Annotated in this window: 16 protein-coding genes; 12 read left to right on the forward strand and 4 right to left on the reverse strand. The window is 65.8% G+C overall.

Features of this window, described 5'->3' with window-relative positions; genetic code table 11:
• Positions 1-22: 22 nt before the first annotated feature.
• The 8 genes from DLM46_RS01055 (at position 23) to DLM46_RS01090 (ending at position 10,164) form a co-directional block, all read left to right on the forward strand.
• The gene (locus tag DLM46_RS01055; protein ID WP_115098860.1) at positions 23-538 is read left to right on the forward strand and encodes a cupin domain-containing protein; all 516 of its coding nucleotides are present in this window, start codon (positions 23-25) and stop codon (positions 536-538) included.
• An 18-nt stretch (positions 539-556) separates the two neighbouring features.
• Positions 557-1,576: a HoxN/HupN/NixA family nickel/cobalt transporter gene (locus tag DLM46_RS01060; RefSeq protein ID WP_115098861.1), complete on the forward strand. Its 1,020-nt coding sequence runs from the start codon at positions 557-559 to the stop codon at positions 1,574-1,576.
• Between the two features lie 335 nt (positions 1,577-1,911).
• The gene (locus DLM46_RS01065; RefSeq protein WP_115098862.1) at positions 1,912-3,576 is read left to right on the forward strand and encodes an ABC transporter substrate-binding protein; all 1,665 of its coding nucleotides are present in this window, start codon (positions 1,912-1,914) and stop codon (positions 3,574-3,576) included.
• Between the two features lie 37 nt (positions 3,577-3,613).
• A complete protein-coding gene (locus tag DLM46_RS01070) occupies positions 3,614-4,624 on the forward strand; it encodes an ABC transporter permease (RefSeq protein ID WP_115099248.1) in 1,011 nt (336 codons plus the stop codon).
• Complete coding sequence (locus DLM46_RS01075) at positions 4,621-5,499, forward strand: ABC transporter permease (protein WP_115098863.1); 879 nt, start codon at positions 4,621-4,623, stop codon at positions 5,497-5,499. Before DLM46_RS01070 ends, DLM46_RS01075 begins: the two co-directional genes overlap by 4 nt.
• Positions 5,496-7,652, forward strand: a complete 2,157-nt coding sequence (locus DLM46_RS01080) for an ABC transporter ATP-binding protein (protein WP_115098864.1) — start codon at positions 5,496-5,498, stop codon at positions 7,650-7,652. The genes DLM46_RS01075 and DLM46_RS01080 overlap by 4 nt, the downstream gene beginning before the upstream one ends.
• 801 nt (positions 7,653-8,453) lie before the next feature.
• Positions 8,454-9,413 carry a hypothetical protein gene (locus tag DLM46_RS39250; RefSeq protein ID WP_165847887.1) on the forward strand — a complete coding sequence of 320 codons (960 nt, stop codon included), beginning with the start codon at positions 8,454-8,456 and terminating at the stop codon, positions 9,411-9,413.
• Positions 9,414-9,696: 283 nt separating this feature from the next.
• Positions 9,697-10,164 carry a hypothetical protein gene (locus DLM46_RS01090; protein WP_115098865.1) on the forward strand — a complete coding sequence of 156 codons (468 nt, stop codon included), beginning with the start codon at positions 9,697-9,699 and terminating at the stop codon, positions 10,162-10,164.
• 65 nt (positions 10,165-10,229) lie between these two features.
• On the opposite strand, the gene DLM46_RS01095 is transcribed toward DLM46_RS01090, so the two are convergent.
• Positions 10,230-11,075 (reverse strand): aldo/keto reductase, encoded by an 846-nt coding sequence (locus DLM46_RS01095; RefSeq protein WP_115098866.1) that lies wholly within the window; start codon positions 11,073-11,075, stop codon positions 10,230-10,232.
• Between the two features lie 181 nt (positions 11,076-11,256).
• Here DLM46_RS01095 and DLM46_RS01100 point away from each other — a divergent pair, with 181 nt between their 5' ends.
• The gene (locus DLM46_RS01100) at positions 11,257-12,003 is read left to right on the forward strand and encodes a GntR family transcriptional regulator (protein ID WP_115098867.1); all 747 of its coding nucleotides are present in this window, start codon (positions 11,257-11,259) and stop codon (positions 12,001-12,003) included.
• A 53-nt stretch (positions 12,004-12,056) separates the two neighbouring features.
• On the opposite strand, the gene DLM46_RS01105 is transcribed toward DLM46_RS01100, so the two are convergent.
• Together DLM46_RS01105 and DLM46_RS01110 are read right to left on the reverse strand one after the other, a co-directional pair.
• On the reverse strand, positions 12,057-13,448 hold the full coding sequence (locus DLM46_RS01105) for a CoA transferase (protein ID WP_115099249.1): 1,392 nt from the start codon (positions 13,446-13,448) through the stop codon (positions 12,057-12,059).
• 106 nt (positions 13,449-13,554) lie between these two features.
• Positions 13,555-13,860 (reverse strand): DUF2917 domain-containing protein, encoded by a 306-nt coding sequence (locus DLM46_RS01110; protein WP_115098868.1) that lies wholly within the window; start codon positions 13,858-13,860, stop codon positions 13,555-13,557.
• Positions 13,861-14,058: 198 nt separating this feature from the next.
• Between DLM46_RS01110 and DLM46_RS01115 the strand changes: the two genes are divergently transcribed.
• The 3 genes from DLM46_RS01115 (at position 14,059) to DLM46_RS01125 (ending at position 18,652) form a co-directional block, all read left to right on the forward strand.
• Positions 14,059-15,474: an aminotransferase-like domain-containing protein gene (locus tag DLM46_RS01115; protein WP_115098869.1), complete on the forward strand. Its 1,416-nt coding sequence runs from the start codon at positions 14,059-14,061 to the stop codon at positions 15,472-15,474.
• 186 nt (positions 15,475-15,660) lie between these two features.
• Entirely contained in the window at positions 15,661-17,118 is a 1,458-nt protein-coding gene (gene mdtD, locus DLM46_RS01120; RefSeq protein WP_115098870.1) for a multidrug transporter subunit MdtD, read from the forward strand.
• Between the two features lie 259 nt (positions 17,119-17,377).
• On the forward strand, positions 17,378-18,652 hold the full coding sequence (locus DLM46_RS01125) for an EAL domain-containing protein (protein WP_115099250.1): 1,275 nt from the start codon (positions 17,378-17,380) through the stop codon (positions 18,650-18,652).
• Here the strand turns inward: DLM46_RS01125 and DLM46_RS01130 are convergent.
• Entirely contained in the window at positions 18,608-19,585 is a 978-nt protein-coding gene (locus tag DLM46_RS01130; RefSeq protein WP_115098871.1) for a sigma-70 family RNA polymerase sigma factor, read from the reverse strand. The genes DLM46_RS01125 and DLM46_RS01130 overlap by 45 nt on opposite strands.
• Positions 19,586-19,828: the final 243 nt, after the last annotated feature.

Consider the following 19,828-nt stretch of genomic DNA (forward strand, 5'->3'; position numbering starts at 1 on the left):
CGCGTCCAGGAGGAGCCACATCATGAGCCAGCAACACGAACACCCGCATTACCATGACGAGCCACCGTCGGCGCCCGTCGACTGGCGCGAACATGGCGTCAAGGTCATCAAGGGCGACCAGCTCGACAGCAACACTACGCAAACGCCGTGCATGAATCGCGCGGCTGCGATCAATGCCGCACGGGTCGGCGCGCAGAAAATCTGGGCCGGCACCGTGACGATTCATCCGAATGCGAAGACCGGCGCCCATCATCACGGCGCGCTCGAAAGCGTGATCTACGTGGTGCGCGGCCGGGCTCGCATGCGCTGGGGCGAGCATCTCGAGTTCACCGCCGAAGCCGGCCCCGGCGACTTCATCTTCGTGCCGCCGTACGTGCCGCATCAGGAAATCAACGCGAGCACCGAGGACCCGCTCGAATGCGTGGTGGTGCGCAGCGACAACGAAGCGGTGGTGGTGAATCTGAACATCGACGCGGTCGAACAGCCGGAAACGGTCTACTGGGTCGATCCGATTCACAAGCATCCGCACGAACATTAATTCTTTGCCACGCGACTCATGACGCCGACCGCTTCGCTGCGCCCTCGCCTCATCACGCTCTACACCATCCTGATCGCCGCCAATCTGGGCGCGTGGGCGTGGGCGCTGATCGCGTTTCGCCACTATCCGCTGCTGCTCGGCACCGCACTGCTCGCGTATGGTTTCGGGCTGCGTCACGCGGTCGACGCGGATCACATCGCGGCGATCGACGCCGTCACGCGCAAGCTGATGCAGGCGGGCAAGCAGCCGCTCGGCGTCGGCCTGTCGTTTTCGCTGGGCCATTCGACGATCGTGATCGCGGCGACGATCGGCATTGCGTGGACGGCGCATTCGCTGCACGGCCGCTTTGAAACCTTCAAGGCGGTGGGCGGCACGATCGGCACGATCGTATCGGCGGGCTTCCTGCTGGTGCTGGCATGCGTGAACCTCGTGATTCTGCGCGACGTATGGCGCCGTTATCGCCACGTCCAACGCGGCGGCGAACTGACTGCTGAAATCGCGGAGACCATCGCACCGGCCGGTTTGCTGTCGCGCGCATTGCGGCCGTTGTTCCGGCTCGTAACGAAAAGCTGGCACATGTACCCGGTCGGCGTGCTGTTCGGCCTCGGCTTCGACACCGCGACAGAGATCGGCTTGCTGGCGATCGCCGCGGCCGAAGCGGGTAAAGGTCTGCCGCTGTATTCGATTCTGGTGTTCCCCGCGCTCTTCACCGCCGGCATGACGCTCGTCGATTCCACCGACAACGTGCTGATGGTCCACGCCTACGGCTGGGCGATGGACGACCCGAAACGCAAGCTCTACTACAACGCGAGCATCACGTTCGTGTCGGCGGTGGTGGCGATCGTGATCGGCGGCGTCGAAGCCTTGAGCCTCGTATCGGACAAATTGGGGTTGAGCGGCGGCGTATGGGACGCGGTGGCGGACATCAACGAGCGCTTCGGCGTGCTCGGCTATGGCATCGTCGCGGGTTTCATGGCGTGCTGGATCGGCTCCGTGCTGTTCCATCGCTGGCGCCGTCCGGCCGCCGTGGCGCGCTAAATTCACTCGGTCGATCCACGTGGCACATCCAACGTGTCAGCGGCAGCCGGTCGGCAAGAACGCCACCGCAGCAGCGATTCCCACGCTGCGGCACCAATCAGGTCAGCCGCCGTGCGCCATGCGCCGCGCGGCGGAACCAACAAGCGTTGTCGTCACGACACACACGGGTCTGTTTATCCGCCAAACGGTCACCTGACGCGCTCACCGGTACGCCGAATCCGCGGGCAATCGCTTACACTGAAACCGCTTTTCGCCGTTGCAATATCGTCGCCCTGTCGCGTGCATCCGGCGCGGCCCTTCAGAACCGACAACAGAACGGACTGGACACTCCAACGATGAAGACTCCCGCGGATCAATTCCCCGAACTCGACGCAACCCGCCGCACCGCCGATCCCTACGGCAACCACGCCATCGACGAATTCCTCGCGGGCCGCCTCACGCGCCGCGAGCTGCTGCGCTATGCGAGCGTGATCGGTTTGTCGCTGGCCGGCGGCGGCATCCTGAACGCGCCGCGAGCGCGTGCGCAAGGCGCGCAGAGCCCGGCCAACGCGACCATCCGCGTCGCTCATCTGACGCCTGCCGGGGCGGTCGATCCGTTGACCGTCAACGATGCCGCGGGCCTCGCGCTGCTGAATCAAACCGGCGAATTCCTGATCGACGACGACGGCGAGCACCTCGTGCTGAAGCCTGCGCTGGCGCTGTCATGGAAACCGAACGACAAGGGCGACGTGTGGACCTTCAAGCTGCGTCCGAACGTCAAGTTCCACGACGGCCAGCTGTTCACGGCGAAGGACGTCGCCGCCACCTTCAACCGTCTCGCCGATCCGGCCAGCGGTTCGGCGGCGCTCTCGGTGCTAAAAGGCGTGCTGTCGAAAGGCGGCGCGCAAGTGGTCGACGACTACACGGTGGCGTTCCATCTCGACGCGCCGAACGGCAACTTTCCGTATTACGTTTCCTCCGACAATTACAACGCCGTGATCCTGCCTGCCAACTATGCAGGAGGCTATGAAAAGAGCTTCATCGGCACCGGTCCGTTCAAGCTCGAGAAGTATCAGGCGAAGGTCGGCGCGTCGTTCGTGCGCAATCCCGATTACTGGGGCGACAAAGCGTTACCGCAGCGCGTACAGTTCTCGTTCTATGCAGACGAACAGGCGCAAATGCTCGCACTGCAAGGCCACCAGGCCGACGTGATGGGCACCTTCACCGTGCAGGGCGGCGCCGGCATTCTGAACAATCCGGACTTCAAGGCAGTGGGCGTGAAGTCGAGCGCGCATCGGCAAATCCATATGCGCAACGACAATCCGCTGTTCAAGGACAAGCGCGTGCGCCAGGCGCTCGCGTTGTCACTCGATCGCGACGTGCTGGTGCGCGGCCTGTTCAAGGGCCGCGCGCAAGTCGGCAACGACAGCCCGTTTGCGCCGGTGTTTCCGGCGTCGGATGCGGGTGTCCCGCAACGCAGGATCGATATCGCGAAGGCGAAACAACTGCTTGCGCAAGCGGGTGTGCCGAACGGTTTCGACGTGACGCTCACGACCGAAAAATACATGGAGATTCCCGACCTCGCGGTGGTCGTACAGAACGCAGCGAAGGCGATCGGCGTGCGTATCAATCTGAAGGTCGAGAGCCAGTCGCTGTATTACGGCGCGGGCACGCCGGGCAAATCCGATTGGCTCGACTCGCCGCTCGGCATCACCGACTATGGTCATCGCGGCGTGCCGAACGTGTTTCTGAATGCGCCGCTTACCAGCAACGGCACGTGGAACGCCGCGCATTTCAAGAACCCGCAATACGATCAACTGGTCGCGCAGTTCGTCGCGGCGATCGACCTCGACTCGCAGAAGAAACTCTCCGGACAGATCCAGACGCTGCTGCTCGACGAAACACCGTTGATCATTCCGTTCTTCTACGACCAGCTGATCGCGATGCGTAAAGGCGTGAATGGTGTGCGCTTCACCGCGCTCGCGCAGCTCTATTTCGACCGCGCGGTGTTGAGCGCGTAAGCGCACAGCGCTTCGGCAGGAGATCACGATGTCGACCATGGCGCCCCCTTCCGCACCTCGCGCCTCCGGCGGCACGAACGGCAACGCGGGCCGCGTCGCGCGTTTTCTTGCGACGCGCGTGGGTTTGTCGCTGATCACGCTGTGGCTGCTGTCCGTGATCGTATTCGCGGGCGGCCAGTTGCTGCCCGGCGATATCGGCCGCGCGATCCTGGGGCCGCTCGCCGATGCGCGTGCGGTCGCCGCGCTCAATCATCAGCTCGGCGCAGACCGTCCGTTGCTCGCGCAATACATCGAGTGGATCACGCATTTCGCGCGCGGCGACATGGGGCTCTCGTATGCGTACCGCGAGCCGGTCGGGCCGTTTATCGCCGACGCCCTGGCGCATTCCGCGAAGCTCGGTGTGCTCGCCTTTGTCGTCGTAGTCCCGCTCGGCATTGCGGGTGGCGTGTGGTCGGCGATGCATGCGGGACGCTGGCTCGATCGCACGATCAGCATTGCCGGTTTGTCGGCGACCGTGGTGCCGGAGTTCGTCTCGTCGATCGTGCTGATTCTGGTGTTCGGCGTGTGGCTGCGCTGGCTGCCGATCGAAGCGTCGTATCCGCCCGAAGCGAACGCGCTCGAACAGTTGCGATATCTGATTCTGCCGGTGCTGCCGCTCGTGCTGGTGTTCTTCGGCTACATTGCACGCATGGCGCGCGCGGGCACCGTTGAAGCGCTCGATGCCGACTACACGCGCACTGCGATCCTCAAAGGCTTGCCGCGCCATATCGTGATCTGGCGGCACGTGTTGCGCAATGCGCTGCTGCCGACCATCACCGTCGCCGCCACCCAGCTCGGCTACATGATCGGCGGTCTCGTGGTGGTCGAGACGCTGTTCCACTACCAAGGCATCGGCTCGCTGATCTATAACGCCGCAAAGGCCAAAGACTTTCCCATGCTCGAAGCGGGCGTGCTGACCGTCGGTGTGATCTACACCGTCGCCAACCTCGCCGCTGACGCGCTGCATGTGCTGCTCAATCCGCGGCTGCGGGTGCGGAGCGCCGAATGAGCACCCTCGCCCCGCCACCCGCGCCGACAGCGCCGCGCGCCCCCACCGAGCCGCGCTTCGACCAGCTGCGCGTGCTGCTGCGGTCGCCCACATTCGTGGTCGGCGTGCTGATCGTCGCGTGGTGGATCGCCTGTGCGATCGCCGGGCCATGGATCGTGCGCATCGATCCGTATGCGTCCGATCCGCTCAACTCGCTGATGCCGCCCGACAGCACACACTGGTTCGGCACCGACCAGCTCGGCCGCGACGTGTTCTCGCGGGTGATCGTCGGCGCGCGCGACATTCTGACAATCGCGCCGCTGGCGACCTTGCTCGGCACGCTGGCGGGCACTGCGCTGGGATTGATCGTCGGTTACTTCGAGGGCTGGGTCGATAACGTGGTCGGCCGCGCGATCGACGCCGTGCTCGCGTTGCCGCTCGTGATCGTCGCATTGCTCGCGCTGGCCGCGGTCGGTGCGTCGAATTTCACGGTGATCCTCGTGATCGGCATCACCTTCACGCCGATCACCGCGCGCACGGTTCGCGCCGCCGTGTTCGCCGAACGGCATCTCGACTACGTCGCCGCCGCGCAACTGCGCGGAGAACGGGCGCCGTACATCATGTTCGCGGAGATCCTGCCGAACGTGCTGCCGCCCATCATCGTCGAGGCAACCGTGCGCCTCGGTTACGCGATCTTCGCGGTGGCGACGCTGTCGTTTCTCGGCTTCGGCATTCAACCGCCTTCCGCCGACTGGGGACTCGCGCTGTCCGAGTCGTACACGCTGATGGCGGGCGGCGCGTGGTGGACGGTCGTGTTCGCGGCCGGCGCGATCGCCACGCTGGTGGTCGGTGTGAATCTGATTGCCGATAGCGTGCAGGGGGTCCTCGACCGATGAACGGCCCGCCGCCCGCCTCGTTTCCCGCCTTCGACGTGTCGAAGAGCGATCGCACAGATGCGCTGACCGTCGTCGGTCTGACGGTGACGTACCGGATGCGCGGGCGCGACCGCGAAGTGCTGCAAGACGTGTCGTTTCGCGTGCGGCGCGGCGAAGCGTACGGACTCGTCGGCGAATCGGGCTGCGGCAAATCGACAGTGGCGATGGCCGCGCTGCGCTATTTGCCGCGCAACGGCAAGGTCCTGGCCGGCAAGATCATCATTGCCGGCCAGGACGTGCAGAAGCTCGATGCCGATGCGCTGCGCACGATGCGCGCGAACGCGATTTCGATGGTCTACCAGGACCCGGGCCGCGCGCTGAATCCTTCGCTGACGATCGCGCGGCAAGTCACCGAAGCATTCGAAGCCGCGGGTGTCGCGCGTGAGGATGCCGTGCAGCGCACGCTCGACATGCTGCGGCGGGTGCGCATCGCCGCGCCCGAGCGCGTCATGGACAGCTATCCGCACCAGCTATCGGGCGGCATGCAGCAGCGCGTGGTGATCGCGATGGCGCTCGCATCGAACCCGGCGCTGCTGATTCTCGACGAACCGACGACCGGTCTCGACGCCACCGTCGAAGCCGAAGTGCTCGACCTCGTCGCGCAACTGCGCGAAGAACTCGGCACGGCCGTGCTGTTCATCAGCCACAACCTCGCGGTGATCGGGCGGATGTGCGAGCGCGTCGGCGTGCTGTATGCGGGCAAGCTCGTTGAAGAAGGCGCGACTCAGGATGTGTTCGCGCGGCCACGCCATCCTTATACGGTTGGACTGCTGCGCTGCCTGCCCACCGCCGGGCGCAGCAAGGACACCGAGCGGCTCGATACGATCGCGGGCAACCTGCCCTTGCCCGGCTCGGCCATCCATGGCTGCATCTACGCGGACCGTTGCCGCCTCGCCGACGACCGTTGCCGCCGCGAGGCCCCGCCGCCCTATCGGGTGGGCGCGGCTCATGGCGATCAGATGTCGCGTTGCCACTACCACGAACGTGCGACCGAACTGCCGCGTGCGGCATCGCAAGCACTGCCGCCGCAGGAAACCCTCCGGGAAAACGGCCCCCCTGCCCTCGTGCTCCGCGCGGAACAACTCTCGAAGACTTTTCACGTATCCGGCACACCGCTGCGCGCTGTCGACAACGTCTCGATCGATCTCGCGAGCGGTGAGACGCTCGGCCTTGTCGGCGAATCGGGCAGCGGCAAGACGACGCTCGCCAAGCTGATGCTCGGGCTGCTTGCACCGGACCCGGGCAGTGTGCTCGAACTCGACGGCACGCAACTCGCCGCACGCGTTACGCGCCGCAACGACGAGCAGGTCAAGTCGCTGCAGATCGTATTCCAGAATCCGGACTCCGCGCTCAATCGCGCGCATTCGGTGAAGCGTCTGATCGGCCGCGCGCTGTCGCGCCTCGCCGCGCTGCGAGGCCCGGCTATCGACGAACGGCTTGCCACGTTGACGGCCGCCGTACGTTTGCCCGAGCGCTACCTCGGCTCGCGCACGCGGCAATTGTCAGGCGGACTCAAACAGCGTGTGGCGATTGCGCGTGCGTTTGCAGGCGAACCGCGCGTGGTGGTGTGCGACGAGCCGACCTCCGCGCTCGACGTCTCCGTGCAGGCCGCGATCCTGAACCTGCTCGCCGATCTGCAGCGCGAGCGCGGCGTGAGCTACGTGTTCATCTCTCACGATCTGCACGTGGTGCGCTATCTGTCTGATCGAATCGCGGTGCTGTACCTCGGCAGGCTGCTGGAGATCGGGCCTGCGGCCGCGGTGTTCGACGGACCGCATCATCCTTATACGGAAGCGCTTTTATCGTCGGTGCCGACGCTCGACGCCCACGACAGCAAAGCACGCATACGCCTGTCCGGCGATCTGCCGAGCCCGGCAGCGTTGCCATCCGGTTGCGTGTTCCACACGCGCTGCCCGCGCAAGCTCGGGGCGATCTGCGAGCAGCAAGATCCACCGTTTCACGCAGCCGACGCCGACCATGCCGGCGGGCCGCCCGTTCATCGGATTCGCTGCCATATCCCCGTCGATGAATTGCGCGTGCTGCAATCCGCCATCCGCGACGACGACGGCAAGACCACCGGCGACGCGCCGGAAAACGCGACGCGCGACGAATAACGCGGCTTTCTTGCCGCTCGTTTCATCCCCGAAACGTTTTCATGCGGTTTTTCCTCGCGTGCATCGCATCGCCCTATCCCGCGCCACACGCCGCAAGGCTTCTCCGGTAATGGCATGGATATCGCTAAGCATCCGTTCAGACATTCGAAGCTAAAGGAATCGGGAGCGCGGCTACCCCATGCTCGCGCGTGCGGTGGAGCGCCACTGTGCGCATCGCCACGAAACTGCTGAAGCGCAGATAAGCGCACCGGCTGCGTAGCCGCGAAGACAGTGAGGGTGTTTTGCCTGCATCCGCAGAACCGGCTCGGGGGGCGACCAGGTCCGCGCTCAGACAGGCTTCGTGCCGATAAATCGGCGTGAGAGAGATGGCGGCGGCGAGGTGCCGGTGCTCCCTCCGGAGAGACGTAATGAAAAGCAAATCATTCAATCAGTACTACTGCGGGGTTATACGGGGTGCGGCAATCGTGGCCGGCGTGACTTTGCTGATGACTCAGGCCGCGCATTCAGCTTCGAACGAGGCGATCCCCAAGTGGATCGTACTTGCCGCGGCGCCACTGCCCGCAAGCAGTGCGCTTGGCGCCACACAACTCTTACAGGACGACGAGTCGGCGACGAGCGCATTGGCTACCGGCACAGCGCCCGGCGAAATGACCGCTGCCGACGATGCGGCCACCGTCTTCCGGCCAAACGACTGCACAGGTCCCTACAACGCGAACTGCACGCCGCGTGGCGGCGGTAGTGGCAGCAACGGCGCGGCGAGTTCTGGAGGCTCCGGAGGCAGTAGCGCGGGAGCGAGCGGTAATGGCGCTGGCGGCGCGGCGGGCTCGGGTGGCGGCGGAGGAAACTCCGGCGCAGGCGGCGGTAAGGGTGGTGGTGGAAGCGGTGGTGGCGGAAGCGGCGGTGGTGGAAGCGGCGGTGGCGGAAGCGGCGGTGGTGGAAGCAGCGGCGGTGGCAGCAGCGGCGGTGGCAGCAGCGGCGGCGGTAGCAGCGGCGGCGGTAGCAGCGGCGGCGGTAGCAGCGGCGGCGGTAGCAGCGGCGGCGGTAGCAGCGGCGGCGGTAGCAGCGGCGGCGGTAGCAGCGGCGGCGGTAGCAGCGGCGGCGGTAGCAGCGGCGGCGGTAGCAGCGGCGGCGGTAGCAGCGGCGGCGGTAGCAGCGGCGGCGGTAGCAGCGGCGGCGGTAGCAGCGGCGGTGGCAGCAGCGGCGGCGGTAGCAGCGGCGGCGGTAGCAGCGGCGGCGGTAGCAGCGGCGGCGGTAGCAGCGGCGGCGGTAGCAGCGGCGGCGGTAGCAGCGGCGGCGGTAGCAGCGGCGGCGGTAGCAGCGGCGGCGGTAGCAGCGGCGGCGGTAGCAGCGGCGGCGGTAGCAGCGGCGGCGGTAGCAGCGGCGGCGGTAGCAGCGGCGGCGGTAGCAGCGGCGGCGGTAGCAGCGGCGGCGGTAGCAGCGGCGGCGGTAGCAGCGGCGGCGGTAGCAGCGGCGGCGGTAGCAGCGGCGGCGGTAGCAGCGGCGGCGGTAGCAGCGGCGGCGGTAGCAGCGGCGGCGGTAGCAGCGGCGGCGGAAATGGTGGCTGTGGTTGCGGCGGTGGAGCTAACGGCGGTGGGAAAGGTGGTGGCTTCGGCGGTGGCTTCGGCGGCGGATTTGGTGGTGGCTTCGGTGGCGGTTTCGGCGGGGGCTTTGGCGGAGGCTTCGGCGGCGGTCACGGAGGCAAGGGCGGTAGCGGGAATGGCGGCGGGAACGGGCGCTAACAGGCGTCCCGTCCACGGGTAGGGTGCCCCCGGGCCCTGCCCGCCGCCGATGACACACTCCGGCATTCCTGCCACGGCCCGCCTGCATCGGCGGTGATGTCTCGATCCCCCGGTCGAGCATCACCGCCTGAGGCCGGCCGTGTTCATCCGCGAACGGCGGCATGGCGCCGCGCGCCTCTAGCAGCCCCCTCGTCTCTCGCGCACACCTGAAACCAGAACAATCGATGGCAGCGCGGCGCGCCCGGAACCAAAGCGCGGCGATTGCCTCATATCAGATTCAACGTTCGATATGAGGGCCCCACAACATGCAACAAATTGTCCCCCACTCCGCAGTGCGCGCGGCGGCCGGCCTGCTAATGGCCGCCGCCCTCGGCCTCGCATCGCTCGCTCATGCACAAACCCCCGCACGCCCCCCCGCGCAACCGCAAACGCTGTCGCAAGCTGCGCCGCCGGTCGATCCAACTTTCTCCGCCTACTCGCTCGCGCAGACTTGCAAGCAGAAAACCGACAACGTCGCGCAGGGCCAATGCGTCGGCGCGGTTCGCGGCATCATCCGCGGCTATCAGTACGGCGTGCTGTTCCTCGGACAGCGCGCGTCGCTGCCGGCTAACGAAACGCAACGGGTGTCGCTGTGTCTGCGCAACACGCAGGTGTCGTCGATCGTCGATGAGTTCATCGCCGATGCCGCCCAGGTCAATGAAGATGCGCTCAAGCACACGCCCGCGGAAGTCGCCGTGCTGGGTTCGGTACACATGCATCACGACTGCAATTGACGCTTGCGCCGCGAATCGCAACGCCTCGAGCGGCCTCTCGCGTTTCGATAACGGCGCCGCCTTGCCTACAGCATTTCAAGCGGGCGCTGGCGGCGCGGCGGTTTGAAATACGTGTCGATGGCGACGTGTTCCTCGGCGCCGAGTTGCAGTTGCAACGCAAGATGGTTGTCGCGCACGTGCTCGACGCGACCCGCTTTCGGAATCGCGAACACGCCGGGTTGCTGCAACACCCACGCGAGCGCCACCTGGAAAACCGAGACGCCGCGCGCGTCGGCAATGTCGTCGAGCGGCGAGCGCTTTGGCAGGCGTGCATGATCGACCGGGCTGTACGCCATCGCCGGCATATGGCGCGCGGCGAGCCACGGCAACAGATCGAATTCCGCCCCGCGGCGCGCGACGTTGTAGAGAATCTGATTGGTCGCGCACGCTTCACCGCCCGGCGTGGCCACGAGTTCTTCCATGTCGCCGGTATCGAAGTTGCTCACGCCCCAGTGCCGGATCTTGCCCGCGCGGCGCAACGCCTCGAACCCCTCGACGGTCTCTGCGAGCGGCACCGAGCCGCGCCAGTGAAGCAGATACAGATCGAGCCGATCCGTCTTCAGACGTTTGAGGCTCTGTTCGCAAGCCGCGATCACACCGCGCCGGCTGGCGTTGTGCGGATACACCTTGCTGACGAGAAACAGCTGGTCGCGCAGACCGGCAAGCGCTTCGCCGACGAGCGATTCAGTCGCGCCGTCCCCGTACATCTCCGCCGTATCGATCAACGTCATCCCCAATTCGATGCCGCAGCGCAGCGCGGCGATTTCGGCGGCGCGGCGCGCCGGCTGCTCGCCCATCTCCCATGTGCCCTGCCCCAGTTTCGGAATGCGTTCGCCGTCGGGCAAGCTCACGCTGGCGATATCGGTCGTCATGCTTTCTCCTCGAGGTGGCTGAGCGCGCGGTGGTGCACGAGCGCAGTACTCATTTCAGTGGAAATTCCGGTGACGAGTTTAGCTGTTGCATGAGCATTGGATCGGTCACCAGGCAAAAGCCCGCTATAACGGAGCGCGCCGATGTCATAGAATTGCCGCTTGCCCTTCTTGCGTAAGCCCCATGACCTCTGCCTCGGAAGACCGCTGGCGCGACCTGCGCCCGGACCCGGAAAACGACACGCCGCTGTATCTGCAACTTGCTCGCAAGCTCGGCAATGCGATTCACGAGAACCGTTGGAACGCTGGCGAGGCGCTGCCATCGGAGCGCGTACTATCCGAGGCGCTCGGCGTCTCGCGCATTACGTCGCGCAAGGCGATTGCCTTGCTGGTCGAGCAGGGCTTGATCCGCCGCACTCAGGGTGCGGGCAGTTTCATCACGCCGCGCTATGAGGATCCGCTGTCGCGTCTGTCGAGTTTCAGCGAGATGCTGCGGCGGCGCGGCTTCACGCCGAGTTCCAGGTGGCTGTCGCGCGAGATCGTGCCGGCTAACCGGGATGAGGTGATTCAGCTGGGTTTGTCGCCCGCTGCGGCGGTGACCCGTTTGCGCCGCTTGCGCCTGGCGGACGGCATCGTGATGGCTGTGGAGAATTCCACCTTCCCTGCCGCGGTGATTCCCGATCCTCAGGCGATTGGGGATTCGTTGTATACGTACCTGGAGAATCGCGGATTGTCGATCGTTCGCGCGTTGCAGCACTTTCGCGCGGTGAACGCGAATGACGAGATCGCGCAGCAGATGAGCATTGCCCCGAACGAGGCACTGTTGTTGATTACACGGATTGGGTATACCGCCGATCAGCGGGCGATCGAGTTGACCGATACGTATTGCCGCAACGACTACTATGACTTTGTCGCTGAGTTGAGGAAGTAGCGGTTTTTTGCCTTTGGCGGCGGGGAAAAAGCTAAACCCAAGCTAAACCCAAACTAAACCCATTTAGCCTCATGCGCCCCCACCCTGGCCGGCGGCAGCCCAAAAAAAGCAGGCGTCTGCGACAAAAGCTCGGCAGGCGAAACACCCGAAACGCGGCCGAACTCCGAATCGACGCTCGCCAGACAGTCGCGCACGTCGTCGATAGAAACATCGTCGGCCTTCCACCCGTCGGGTAACACACCGAACGACTGCAACCACCGCCCAGTCTGCGCGAGCGAAACCTTGACATGCCAACTCCCGCCTTCGGCGGCGCGCCGCCCAAGTGCGACCATCGCGCCGAAGGCGGCCAGATATCCCGTAGCGTGATCCAGCGCCTGACAAGGCAAATGCTTAGGCTCATCCCACCCCGCCGCCTCGCGCTCAGTAAAAGCAATCCCACTGGCCGACTGCACGAGGCTGTCAAATCCGCGCCGCCCAGCCCAAGGCCCCTCGTGTCCATAAGCGGAAACGGACACATAAACCGTCCCCGGCCGCACCCGCGCCAAGTCTGATGGACCCAACCCGCGCGCAGCCAAAGCCCCCGGCCGGTACGCCTGCAAAAACACATCCGCGTCACCGGCCAAGCCAAGCAACGTCTCGCGCCCGGCCACATCCCGCAAGTCCAGCACCGCCGAGCGCTTACCCCGCCCGTTATCGATCACCAGCGGCGCGATGTTCGGCAAATGCGCCCCGTTGATCAGCAAGACTTCGGCGCCATGCTGCGCAAGCGCCCGCCCCGCCACCGGCCCCGCGATGATGCGCGACAAATCCAGCACCCGTACGCCGGCCAGCGGCCGATCCGCGCGGCCCCGCCCGAGCGGCTCAACCGGCGCGTCGCCGATCCGCTCGATCTCGAACAACGGCAGCCGGTCAATCGCCTTCGCCTGGTCGAGCGCCGCCCACTCGTCGGGCGTGCGAATCAGCGCGGCGCACAAGCCGGCGTCGGCCAGCGTCTGGTCGAGCGTCGCGCCGTCCCAGCCGCGCACCGCGGCGGCCACCGCGGTTCGATCGTTCGCGCAGCCGAGCACCTTCAGCACGCCCTCGAGGTGATGCGGAAAATTCGTATGCAACTGAATCCAGCGGCCGTCGCGGGTCGAGTAAAAACCCGTCACCGGGTCGCGCAAAGCAGGCGGCGGTCCATCGTCGATGCGCAGATAGCGTTCGCTGCGAAACGACGCCAGCGCGCGCCGCATCTCCACCGTCACGCGTTGCCGGCGACCATCGCGCAAACGCAGGCATTCGGCAGCGGCAAGGCCGGTCGCGGCGATGGTCGCCGAGGCCAACGTGCCGACTCGATAGACCGACGGCAGCGCCGGATCGCTGCCCGCAAACGACACGGAATCGAGCGCGGCCGGATCGCAGCCGGCGGTATTCCATAGATACGAGAGAGCGGGTTCGGGCGTCATGGCGTTCGCGTCGAAGCAGAAAGGCAGTGAACCGAGTCTAGAAGTCAGCACTGCTTCAATCAAGTCGCCCACCACGCCGCCCAGCGCGCCACCCGCGCCAGTCCGTTCAAGCCACACCCAGCCAGCGCGGCAGCCAGTTCCAACCCGGCAAAGTGCGCGCGGGCATCGCCGCGGACCGCTCCGAGCCGCTAGCCAGCGCGAAGCGCGCGCCCGCCTCGCCCGAGCTGACCCATGCCACCGCGCCGCGCGGCAACTCGAACGATTCGCCGGCTCCCAGCCAGTAATCTTCGGCGTCACCTTCGACGGTCAGCCAGATTTCGCCCGAGATCACCTTGAAGATCGACGAATGCGCGACACGCCAGGCCGCCGCAGGCTCGCCATGTTCCAGTTCGAAAATACGGACTTCACGCATCGCCTTTCTCCTTCAAAGAACTTCTGTGTTGTCTCATTATTGGCGTGCGATGATCGAAATCACATGCACAGTTCCGAACAGTTTCATCGGAACTGTTCAGTCGAAAAACCGGACAGTTGGCAACGATCGCGTTTTAGGACCGGCGCTCCAGCTCGGGCAGCAGACAGCCCGGCGGTCCAGCGACCAGGAAAGCACCGCATGAAACTCGAAATCGAACTCGATCGCGACAACGGCGTACCGCTCACCGAGCAGATCGTGACGGGCGTCACCACGTGGATCCGCTCGCGCATCGCGCGTCCCGGCTCGAAGCTGCCGTCGATCCGTCAGTTCGCCGCCGATTACGGCGTGAGCCGCTTCCCGGTGATCGAGGCCTATGACCGGCTGGTGTCGCTTGGCTACCTCGACTCGCGCCACGGCTCGGGCTTCTATGTGGCCGACCGCCTGCCGACGGGTATGAGTTGCCAGGGCGCGTCGGACCCGCGCCGCGCCGAGGACGAATCCGGGCACATCATGCAGCAGTTCAATCAACCGGGCGAGACGCTCAAGCTCAGCAGCGGCTCCATTCCCGAAGCGTGGCGCGACATGGACGGCATTGCGCAGGCGATCCGCCATGTCTCGCGCACCGACCCCGCGAGCATGGTCGACTACGCCACGCCGCTCGGCAATCCGACGCTGCGCGAGCATCTGCAAAGCCGCATCGGTCAACTGCGGATTCAGGCTGACGCGTCGCAGATTCTGATCACCAACGGCGCGAGCCAGGCGTTCGATCTGCTGATGCGCTACATGCTGAAACCCGGCGACACGATGTTCGTCGAAGACCCCGGCTACTACAACCTGTACGGCCTGCTGAAGCTGCACGGCGTGAAGCTGATCGGCATTCCGCGCACGCGCAACGGCCCCGATCTCGACGTGCTGCAAGCGCAGCTGCAGTTGCATCGGCCGAAGCTGTTCTTCATCAACACCGTGTTTCACAATCCGACCGGCACCACGGTCGCGCCGCAGGTTGCGTTCCGGCTGCTGCAACTGGCGCGCGAACACGGCTTCTCGATCATCGAAGACGACATCTACGCCGATCTCCAGACCGAAATCACCGACCGGCTCGCCACACTCGATCAACTCGAACACGTGATCTACGTGGGCGGCCTGTCGAAGACGCTGTCGTCGTCGCTGCGGATCGGCTGTGTGGTGGCGAGTCACGCGATCATCAAGGATCTGGTCGATATCAAGATGCTGACGAGTATCGGCGGCTCGCGTTTTGCCGAAGCGGTTGCCGTATCGATGCTGGAGCGCGGCGCGTACCGCAAATATCTGGAGCGGCTGCGCCGGCGCATGCGCGACGCGCTCGTCTCGACCATTCAGACACTCGAAGACGCCGGCTGGGAGCTGTTCGAAAAGCCGGTGGGCGGCAAGTTCGTGTGGGCACGCGTGCCGCATATCGACGATGCCGAGCGGCTGGTGGAATGCGGCGCGCCGCTCGGCGTGACGGTAGTGCCCGGCAGCTATTTCCGCCCCAACGTGGAAGTGAGTCCGTGGATCAGGATTCACGTGGGGTTCGGCAACGACCCGCGCGCCCGGGTGTTTTTCCGCGCCGCCGCCGCGCTACCCCCGCGCTGACCGGCTGAGTCCGCGGATTCTGCGGATTCTGCGGAAAGCACGCCGGAAAGCGCGTCGGAAACACGCGGACAGCACACGGTTCAGGCCGCGGCGCTGCGATCCGCGCCGTCCGCTCGCTGCGCCGGGGCGCGCTTTTCCCTAGAATAGCGGCTCCCCACCCCGTCCCTGCGCGCCTCGCCGCCCTCCATGTCCACGCCGCCCCTGCCCGCTTCCGCCTCGCCCGTCCCTTCGGCTCCCTCGGCCCGCTCGCTGACGGTGATGCTGTGGCTCGTCGCCACCGGCTTCTTCATGCAGACGCTCGACTCGACCATCGTCAACACCGCACTGCCCGCGATGGCAGCGAGCCTCGGCGAACTGCCGTTGCGCATGCAATCGGTGGTGATCGCCTATTCGCTGACGATGGCGGTGATGATCCCGGTGTCCGGCTGGCTCGCCGACAAGCTCGGCACGCGGCGCGTATTCTTCAGCGCGATCCTCGTGTTCTCGGTCGGCTCGCTGCTGTGCGCGAACGCGCATACCTTGAATCAGCTGGTGATCTTTCGCGTGGTGCAGGGCGTGGGCGGCGCGATGCTGCTGCCGGTCGGGAGGCTCGCCGTGCTGCGCACCTTTCCGGCGGAACGCTATCTGCCGGCTTTGTCGTTTGTCGCGATTCCGGGGCTGATCGGGCCGCTGATCGGACCGACGCTCGGCGGCTGGCTCGTGAAGATCGCGTCATGGCACTGGATCTTTCTGATCAATGTGCCGGTGGGGATCGTCGGGTGCATCGCGACGTTCGTCTTCATGCCGGATAGCCGCAACGAACAAACGGGCAGGTTCGATCTGAAAGGCTATCTGCTGCTGATCGTCGGCATGGTGGCGATTTCGGTCGCGCTGGACGGCCATGCCGAGTTCGGCATTCAGCATGCGACTGTGCTGGTGCTGCTGATCCTGAGCCTCGCGTGTTTTGTCGCCTATGGCCTGCACGCGGTGCGCGCGCCCGCGCCGATTTTCTCGCTCGATCTATTCAAGATTCATACCTTCAGCGTCGGCCTGCTGGGCAATCTGTTCGCGCGGATCGGCAGCGGCGCGATGCCCTATCTGATCCCTCTGCTATTGCAGGTGAGTCTCGGCTATAGCGCGTTCGAAGCCGGCATGATGATGCTGCCGGTGGCGGCGGCAGGCATGGCGTCCAAACGCCTCGTCACGAAGCTGATCATCCGGTACAGCTATCGGCGCGTACTGATCGTCAACACGGTGCTGGTGGGCTTGACCATGGCAAGCTTCGCGCTCACGAGCACCGGCCAGCCGCTGTGGCTGCGGGTCGCGCAACTCGCCTTCTTCGGCGGCGTCAACTCGATGCAGTTCACCGCGATGAACACGCTGACACTGAAAGACCTTGGCACCGGCGGCGCGAGCAGCGGCAACAGCCTGTTCTCGCTGGTTCAGATGCTCTCGATGAGCCTCGGCGTGACGGTGGCCGGCGCCTTGCTCGCGACCTTCACCGGCCTGATGCCGCGCGTGACGGCCGCCAACTCGCTGCCCGCGTTTCATGCGACCTTCCTGTGTGTCGGCATCATCACGGCAGGCTCGTCGTGGATCTTCGCGCAGTTGGCGCCGGACATCCGCACGCCCGCGAAAAAGACCGATCCATCGGAGCGCACCTGACCCGCGCACCGCTTTTCAGCGGCTAGTCCGTAGCGAGAAGCGCGCTCGACGCGGCCGCACCGGCGACCCGCAACAGGGCGCGAATCGCACCAGCAAAGTGCGCATCATCGCCTCCACGCACGGGTTGGAGCACAATCGCCGGCACGGAGCGCGCATAACGCGCTTTCCGCATGCGCATAATTCTTGCTCCCCTATCCTGTAAACTCACGTTTTGCGCCGTGCCAGACATGCAGCGCGCCACCTCCACACGACTGACATGATGAGCATGATCGAACTCGATCCTCCCGGCTTCCAGCCACCGCGCCCGATGGCCGGCGACGAAGGCTCCCGGCGCACCGTGCTTTACGGCGGCTACACCGTTTTCAGCGTGTTCCAGCCGGTTTTCTCGGTGTCGCACCGGCGCGCGATCGGTTATCACGCTTCGCTGCGCGCACACGACGAACATGCGCTGCAGGTGCCGTCGCACGAAGTTTTCACGCAAGCCGCGCGGCGCGGCGACCTGCTCGAACTCGGGCGGCTCGCCGAGTCGCTGCACCTGGGCAACTTCAACGCGTTCGACAGCCACGATGAATGGCTTTTCCTGAGCCTGCACCCGGCGGCACTGATGGACACGAGCTACGGCGATGCCTTGCTCGCCGGCCTCAAGGCGCTGGGCTTGCCGCCGCAGCGTGTGGTGCTGGAAGTGTCCGAACAGGCCGGCGGCGAAACCACGCGTTTCGCCGACATCATCGACTCCCTGCGCAAGTCCGGCTTCCTGATCGCGCTCGACGGCTTTGGCGCGAAGCATTCGAACATCGACCGCGTGTGGAATCTGCGTCCCGACATCGTCACGCTGGACCGCTGCATCCTCGCGCAGGCCAGCGAGCATTCGCATATCGAGCGCGTGTTGCCGGGACTCGTTTCGCTGCTGCACGAATCCGGGCAACTGGTGCTGATGGGTGGCCTGACTACCGAGCGCGACGCGCTGATCGCGCTCGAATGCAACGTCGACTTCGTGCAGGGCGCGTACTTCGCCGGGCCGAGCGTCGAGCCAGTCAAGCCGCAAGCCGCGGCCGGCTTGATGGACGCGCTTTCCGCAGCGCTGCGTGAGCGGGTCGCCGCCCGCCAGCGCGCGCAGTCCACGCGGCTCGCCCCGTACGTGACGGCGCTGGAAACCGCGAGCGCGCAACTGATGTCCGGCGAATCGGTCGTACAGGCAACCGCGCCGCTGCTCAAGCTCGGCGAGACGGCGCGCTGCTTCGTGCTCGACGGTTCAGGCCGTCAGATCGGCGACAACGTGCTGCCGCCTGGCCGCGCCTCGCAACGCGCAAAGCGCTTCCGGCCCCTGCTGCATTCGGAAGGCGCGAGCTGGGAGCGCCGGCCGTACTTCATTCAGGCGATGCGCGTGCCCGGCCAGGTGCATCTCACCCCGCCCTATCTGTCGATCAACGAAGCGCATTTGTGCGTGACCGCTTCGATCGCCGCGGATACGCCGTACGGCACGCATGTGCTATGCGTCGATATCAACTGGGAAGTCGCGGCGCACCGTAATTGAGCTCTGCTGGATGCGTGCGAGCAGGCGCGTGAGCGCCGCGCGGCCCAGCACGCGATTGACCGAGCGCAACCGTGCCGCACAGGTCACGGCGCGCAACGCGACGATCCTGGCTGCGCCGTCCGTCGATACGTCGATCACGCCGACCACCTCGCCTTCGAATAGCAGCGCGATACCCATTGCTCCGTCGATCGACACCAACTCGGCATGGCTCGCCAGCCGCGCGAGCGACGTCAACTTGTCCATCCAGCCCAACGCCGCCGGTTCTGGCGCACCTGGAGCCGCACGCGCAGACGCGCACTCCGGCGCATCGCTGACGAGTTCCGGCGCGTCGCTAAAGAGATACAGCAAGCCGGCCCGATCCTGGGCCTCCAGCGCCGTACGCAAGCGTTCCACGATGCGCGCGTGCGCGGCGGGATCCGGCGGTTCCAGCGGCGCGCCCGCACGCTGCAAACGCGCCTTGGCCCGATGCACGATCTGCCGGCAATGGGCCGGCGTGCGCTCGAGGATTTTCGCGATCTCCGCGTAGTCGCACTCGAACGCTTCGTGCAGCACGAACGCCGCCCGCTCGTCGGGCTTCAGACGTTCGAGCAGCAGCATCACGCCGTACGACATCTCCGAGGCGCGCAAAGCCAGTTCTTCCGCCGACGGCGCGAGCTCGTCCAGCCACGGCTCCGGCAGCCAGCCGGCGGCCTGCGAGGCGCGCTCGCGCTGCAGATACCGCAGCCGGTCGATGGCCACGCGCGTGGTGACCGTGGTGAGCCAGGCGGCCGGCGTGAGCACCTCTTGCGTGTCGGCGACGTGCCATTTGAGCCAGACGTCCTGCACCACGTCTTCGGCTTCGGCGCGGCTGCCGAGCATCCGGTACGCCAGCGCGAGCAGCCGAGCGCGCACGGCCTCGAAGCCGGAGGCCTTGTCGATTCCTTGTTCCGTCATTCGTAGACCTCCCAGATCCTGCGTGGTGAAAAGCGCGCGCGCCGCCTGCGCCGTTGTCCGTGCGCGCTGCCGGCATCCTTTTCAGCTTGACGTCCAGGCACCCGCCGATGTGACAGACAGGCGCAAAAATAAATCTGTCACGCCGCCGTGCGCGCCTTCGTCATAGGGACAACTACCGGCGCAGCAGCGGCACGGTTTCCCGATCGACCACCCATTACCGCTAACTACGGCGAACTACCGCGC

Origin of the sequence: Paraburkholderia lacunae, from assembly GCF_003353175.1 — a bacterium.
In the GTDB taxonomy this organism is placed as follows: domain Bacteria; phylum Pseudomonadota; class Gammaproteobacteria; order Burkholderiales; family Burkholderiaceae; genus Paraburkholderia; species Paraburkholderia lacunae.

Excerpts from the sequence above, each read along its gene's own strand:
- DLM46_RS01055 (WP_115098860.1), top strand. The coding sequence starts at position 23 with ATGAGCCAGCAACACGAACACCCGCATTACCATGACGAGCCACCGTCG.
- DLM46_RS01060 (WP_115098861.1), top strand. The coding sequence starts at position 557 with ATGACGCCGACCGCTTCGCTGCGCCCTCGCCTCATCACGCTCTACACC.
- DLM46_RS01065 (WP_115098862.1), top strand. The coding sequence starts at position 1,912 with ATGAAGACTCCCGCGGATCAATTCCCCGAACTCGACGCAACCCGCCGC.
- DLM46_RS01070 (WP_115099248.1), top strand. The coding sequence starts at position 3,614 with ATGGCGCCCCCTTCCGCACCTCGCGCCTCCGGCGGCACGAACGGCAAC.
- DLM46_RS01075 (WP_115098863.1), top strand. The coding sequence starts at position 4,621 with ATGAGCACCCTCGCCCCGCCACCCGCGCCGACAGCGCCGCGCGCCCCC.
- DLM46_RS01080 (WP_115098864.1), top strand. The coding sequence starts at position 5,496 with ATGAACGGCCCGCCGCCCGCCTCGTTTCCCGCCTTCGACGTGTCGAAG.
- DLM46_RS39250 (WP_165847887.1), top strand. The coding sequence starts at position 8,454 with ATGGCGCTGGCGGCGCGGCGGGCTCGGGTGGCGGCGGAGGAAACTCCG.
- DLM46_RS01090 (WP_115098865.1), top strand. The coding sequence starts at position 9,697 with ATGCAACAAATTGTCCCCCACTCCGCAGTGCGCGCGGCGGCCGGCCTG.
- DLM46_RS01095 (WP_115098866.1), bottom strand. The coding sequence starts at position 11,075 with ATGACGACCGATATCGCCAGCGTGAGCTTGCCCGACGGCGAACGCATT.
- DLM46_RS01100 (WP_115098867.1), top strand. The coding sequence starts at position 11,257 with ATGACCTCTGCCTCGGAAGACCGCTGGCGCGACCTGCGCCCGGACCCG.
- DLM46_RS01105 (WP_115099249.1), bottom strand. The coding sequence starts at position 13,448 with ATGACGCCCGAACCCGCTCTCTCGTATCTATGGAATACCGCCGGCTGC.
- DLM46_RS01110 (WP_115098868.1), bottom strand. The coding sequence starts at position 13,860 with ATGCGTGAAGTCCGTATTTTCGAACTGGAACATGGCGAGCCTGCGGCG.
- DLM46_RS01115 (WP_115098869.1), top strand. The coding sequence starts at position 14,059 with ATGAAACTCGAAATCGAACTCGATCGCGACAACGGCGTACCGCTCACC.
- mdtD (WP_115098870.1), top strand. The coding sequence starts at position 15,661 with ATGTCCACGCCGCCCCTGCCCGCTTCCGCCTCGCCCGTCCCTTCGGCT.
- DLM46_RS01125 (WP_115099250.1), top strand. The coding sequence starts at position 17,378 with ATGAGCATGATCGAACTCGATCCTCCCGGCTTCCAGCCACCGCGCCCG.
- DLM46_RS01130 (WP_115098871.1), bottom strand. The coding sequence starts at position 19,585 with ATGACGGAACAAGGAATCGACAAGGCCTCCGGCTTCGAGGCCGTGCGC.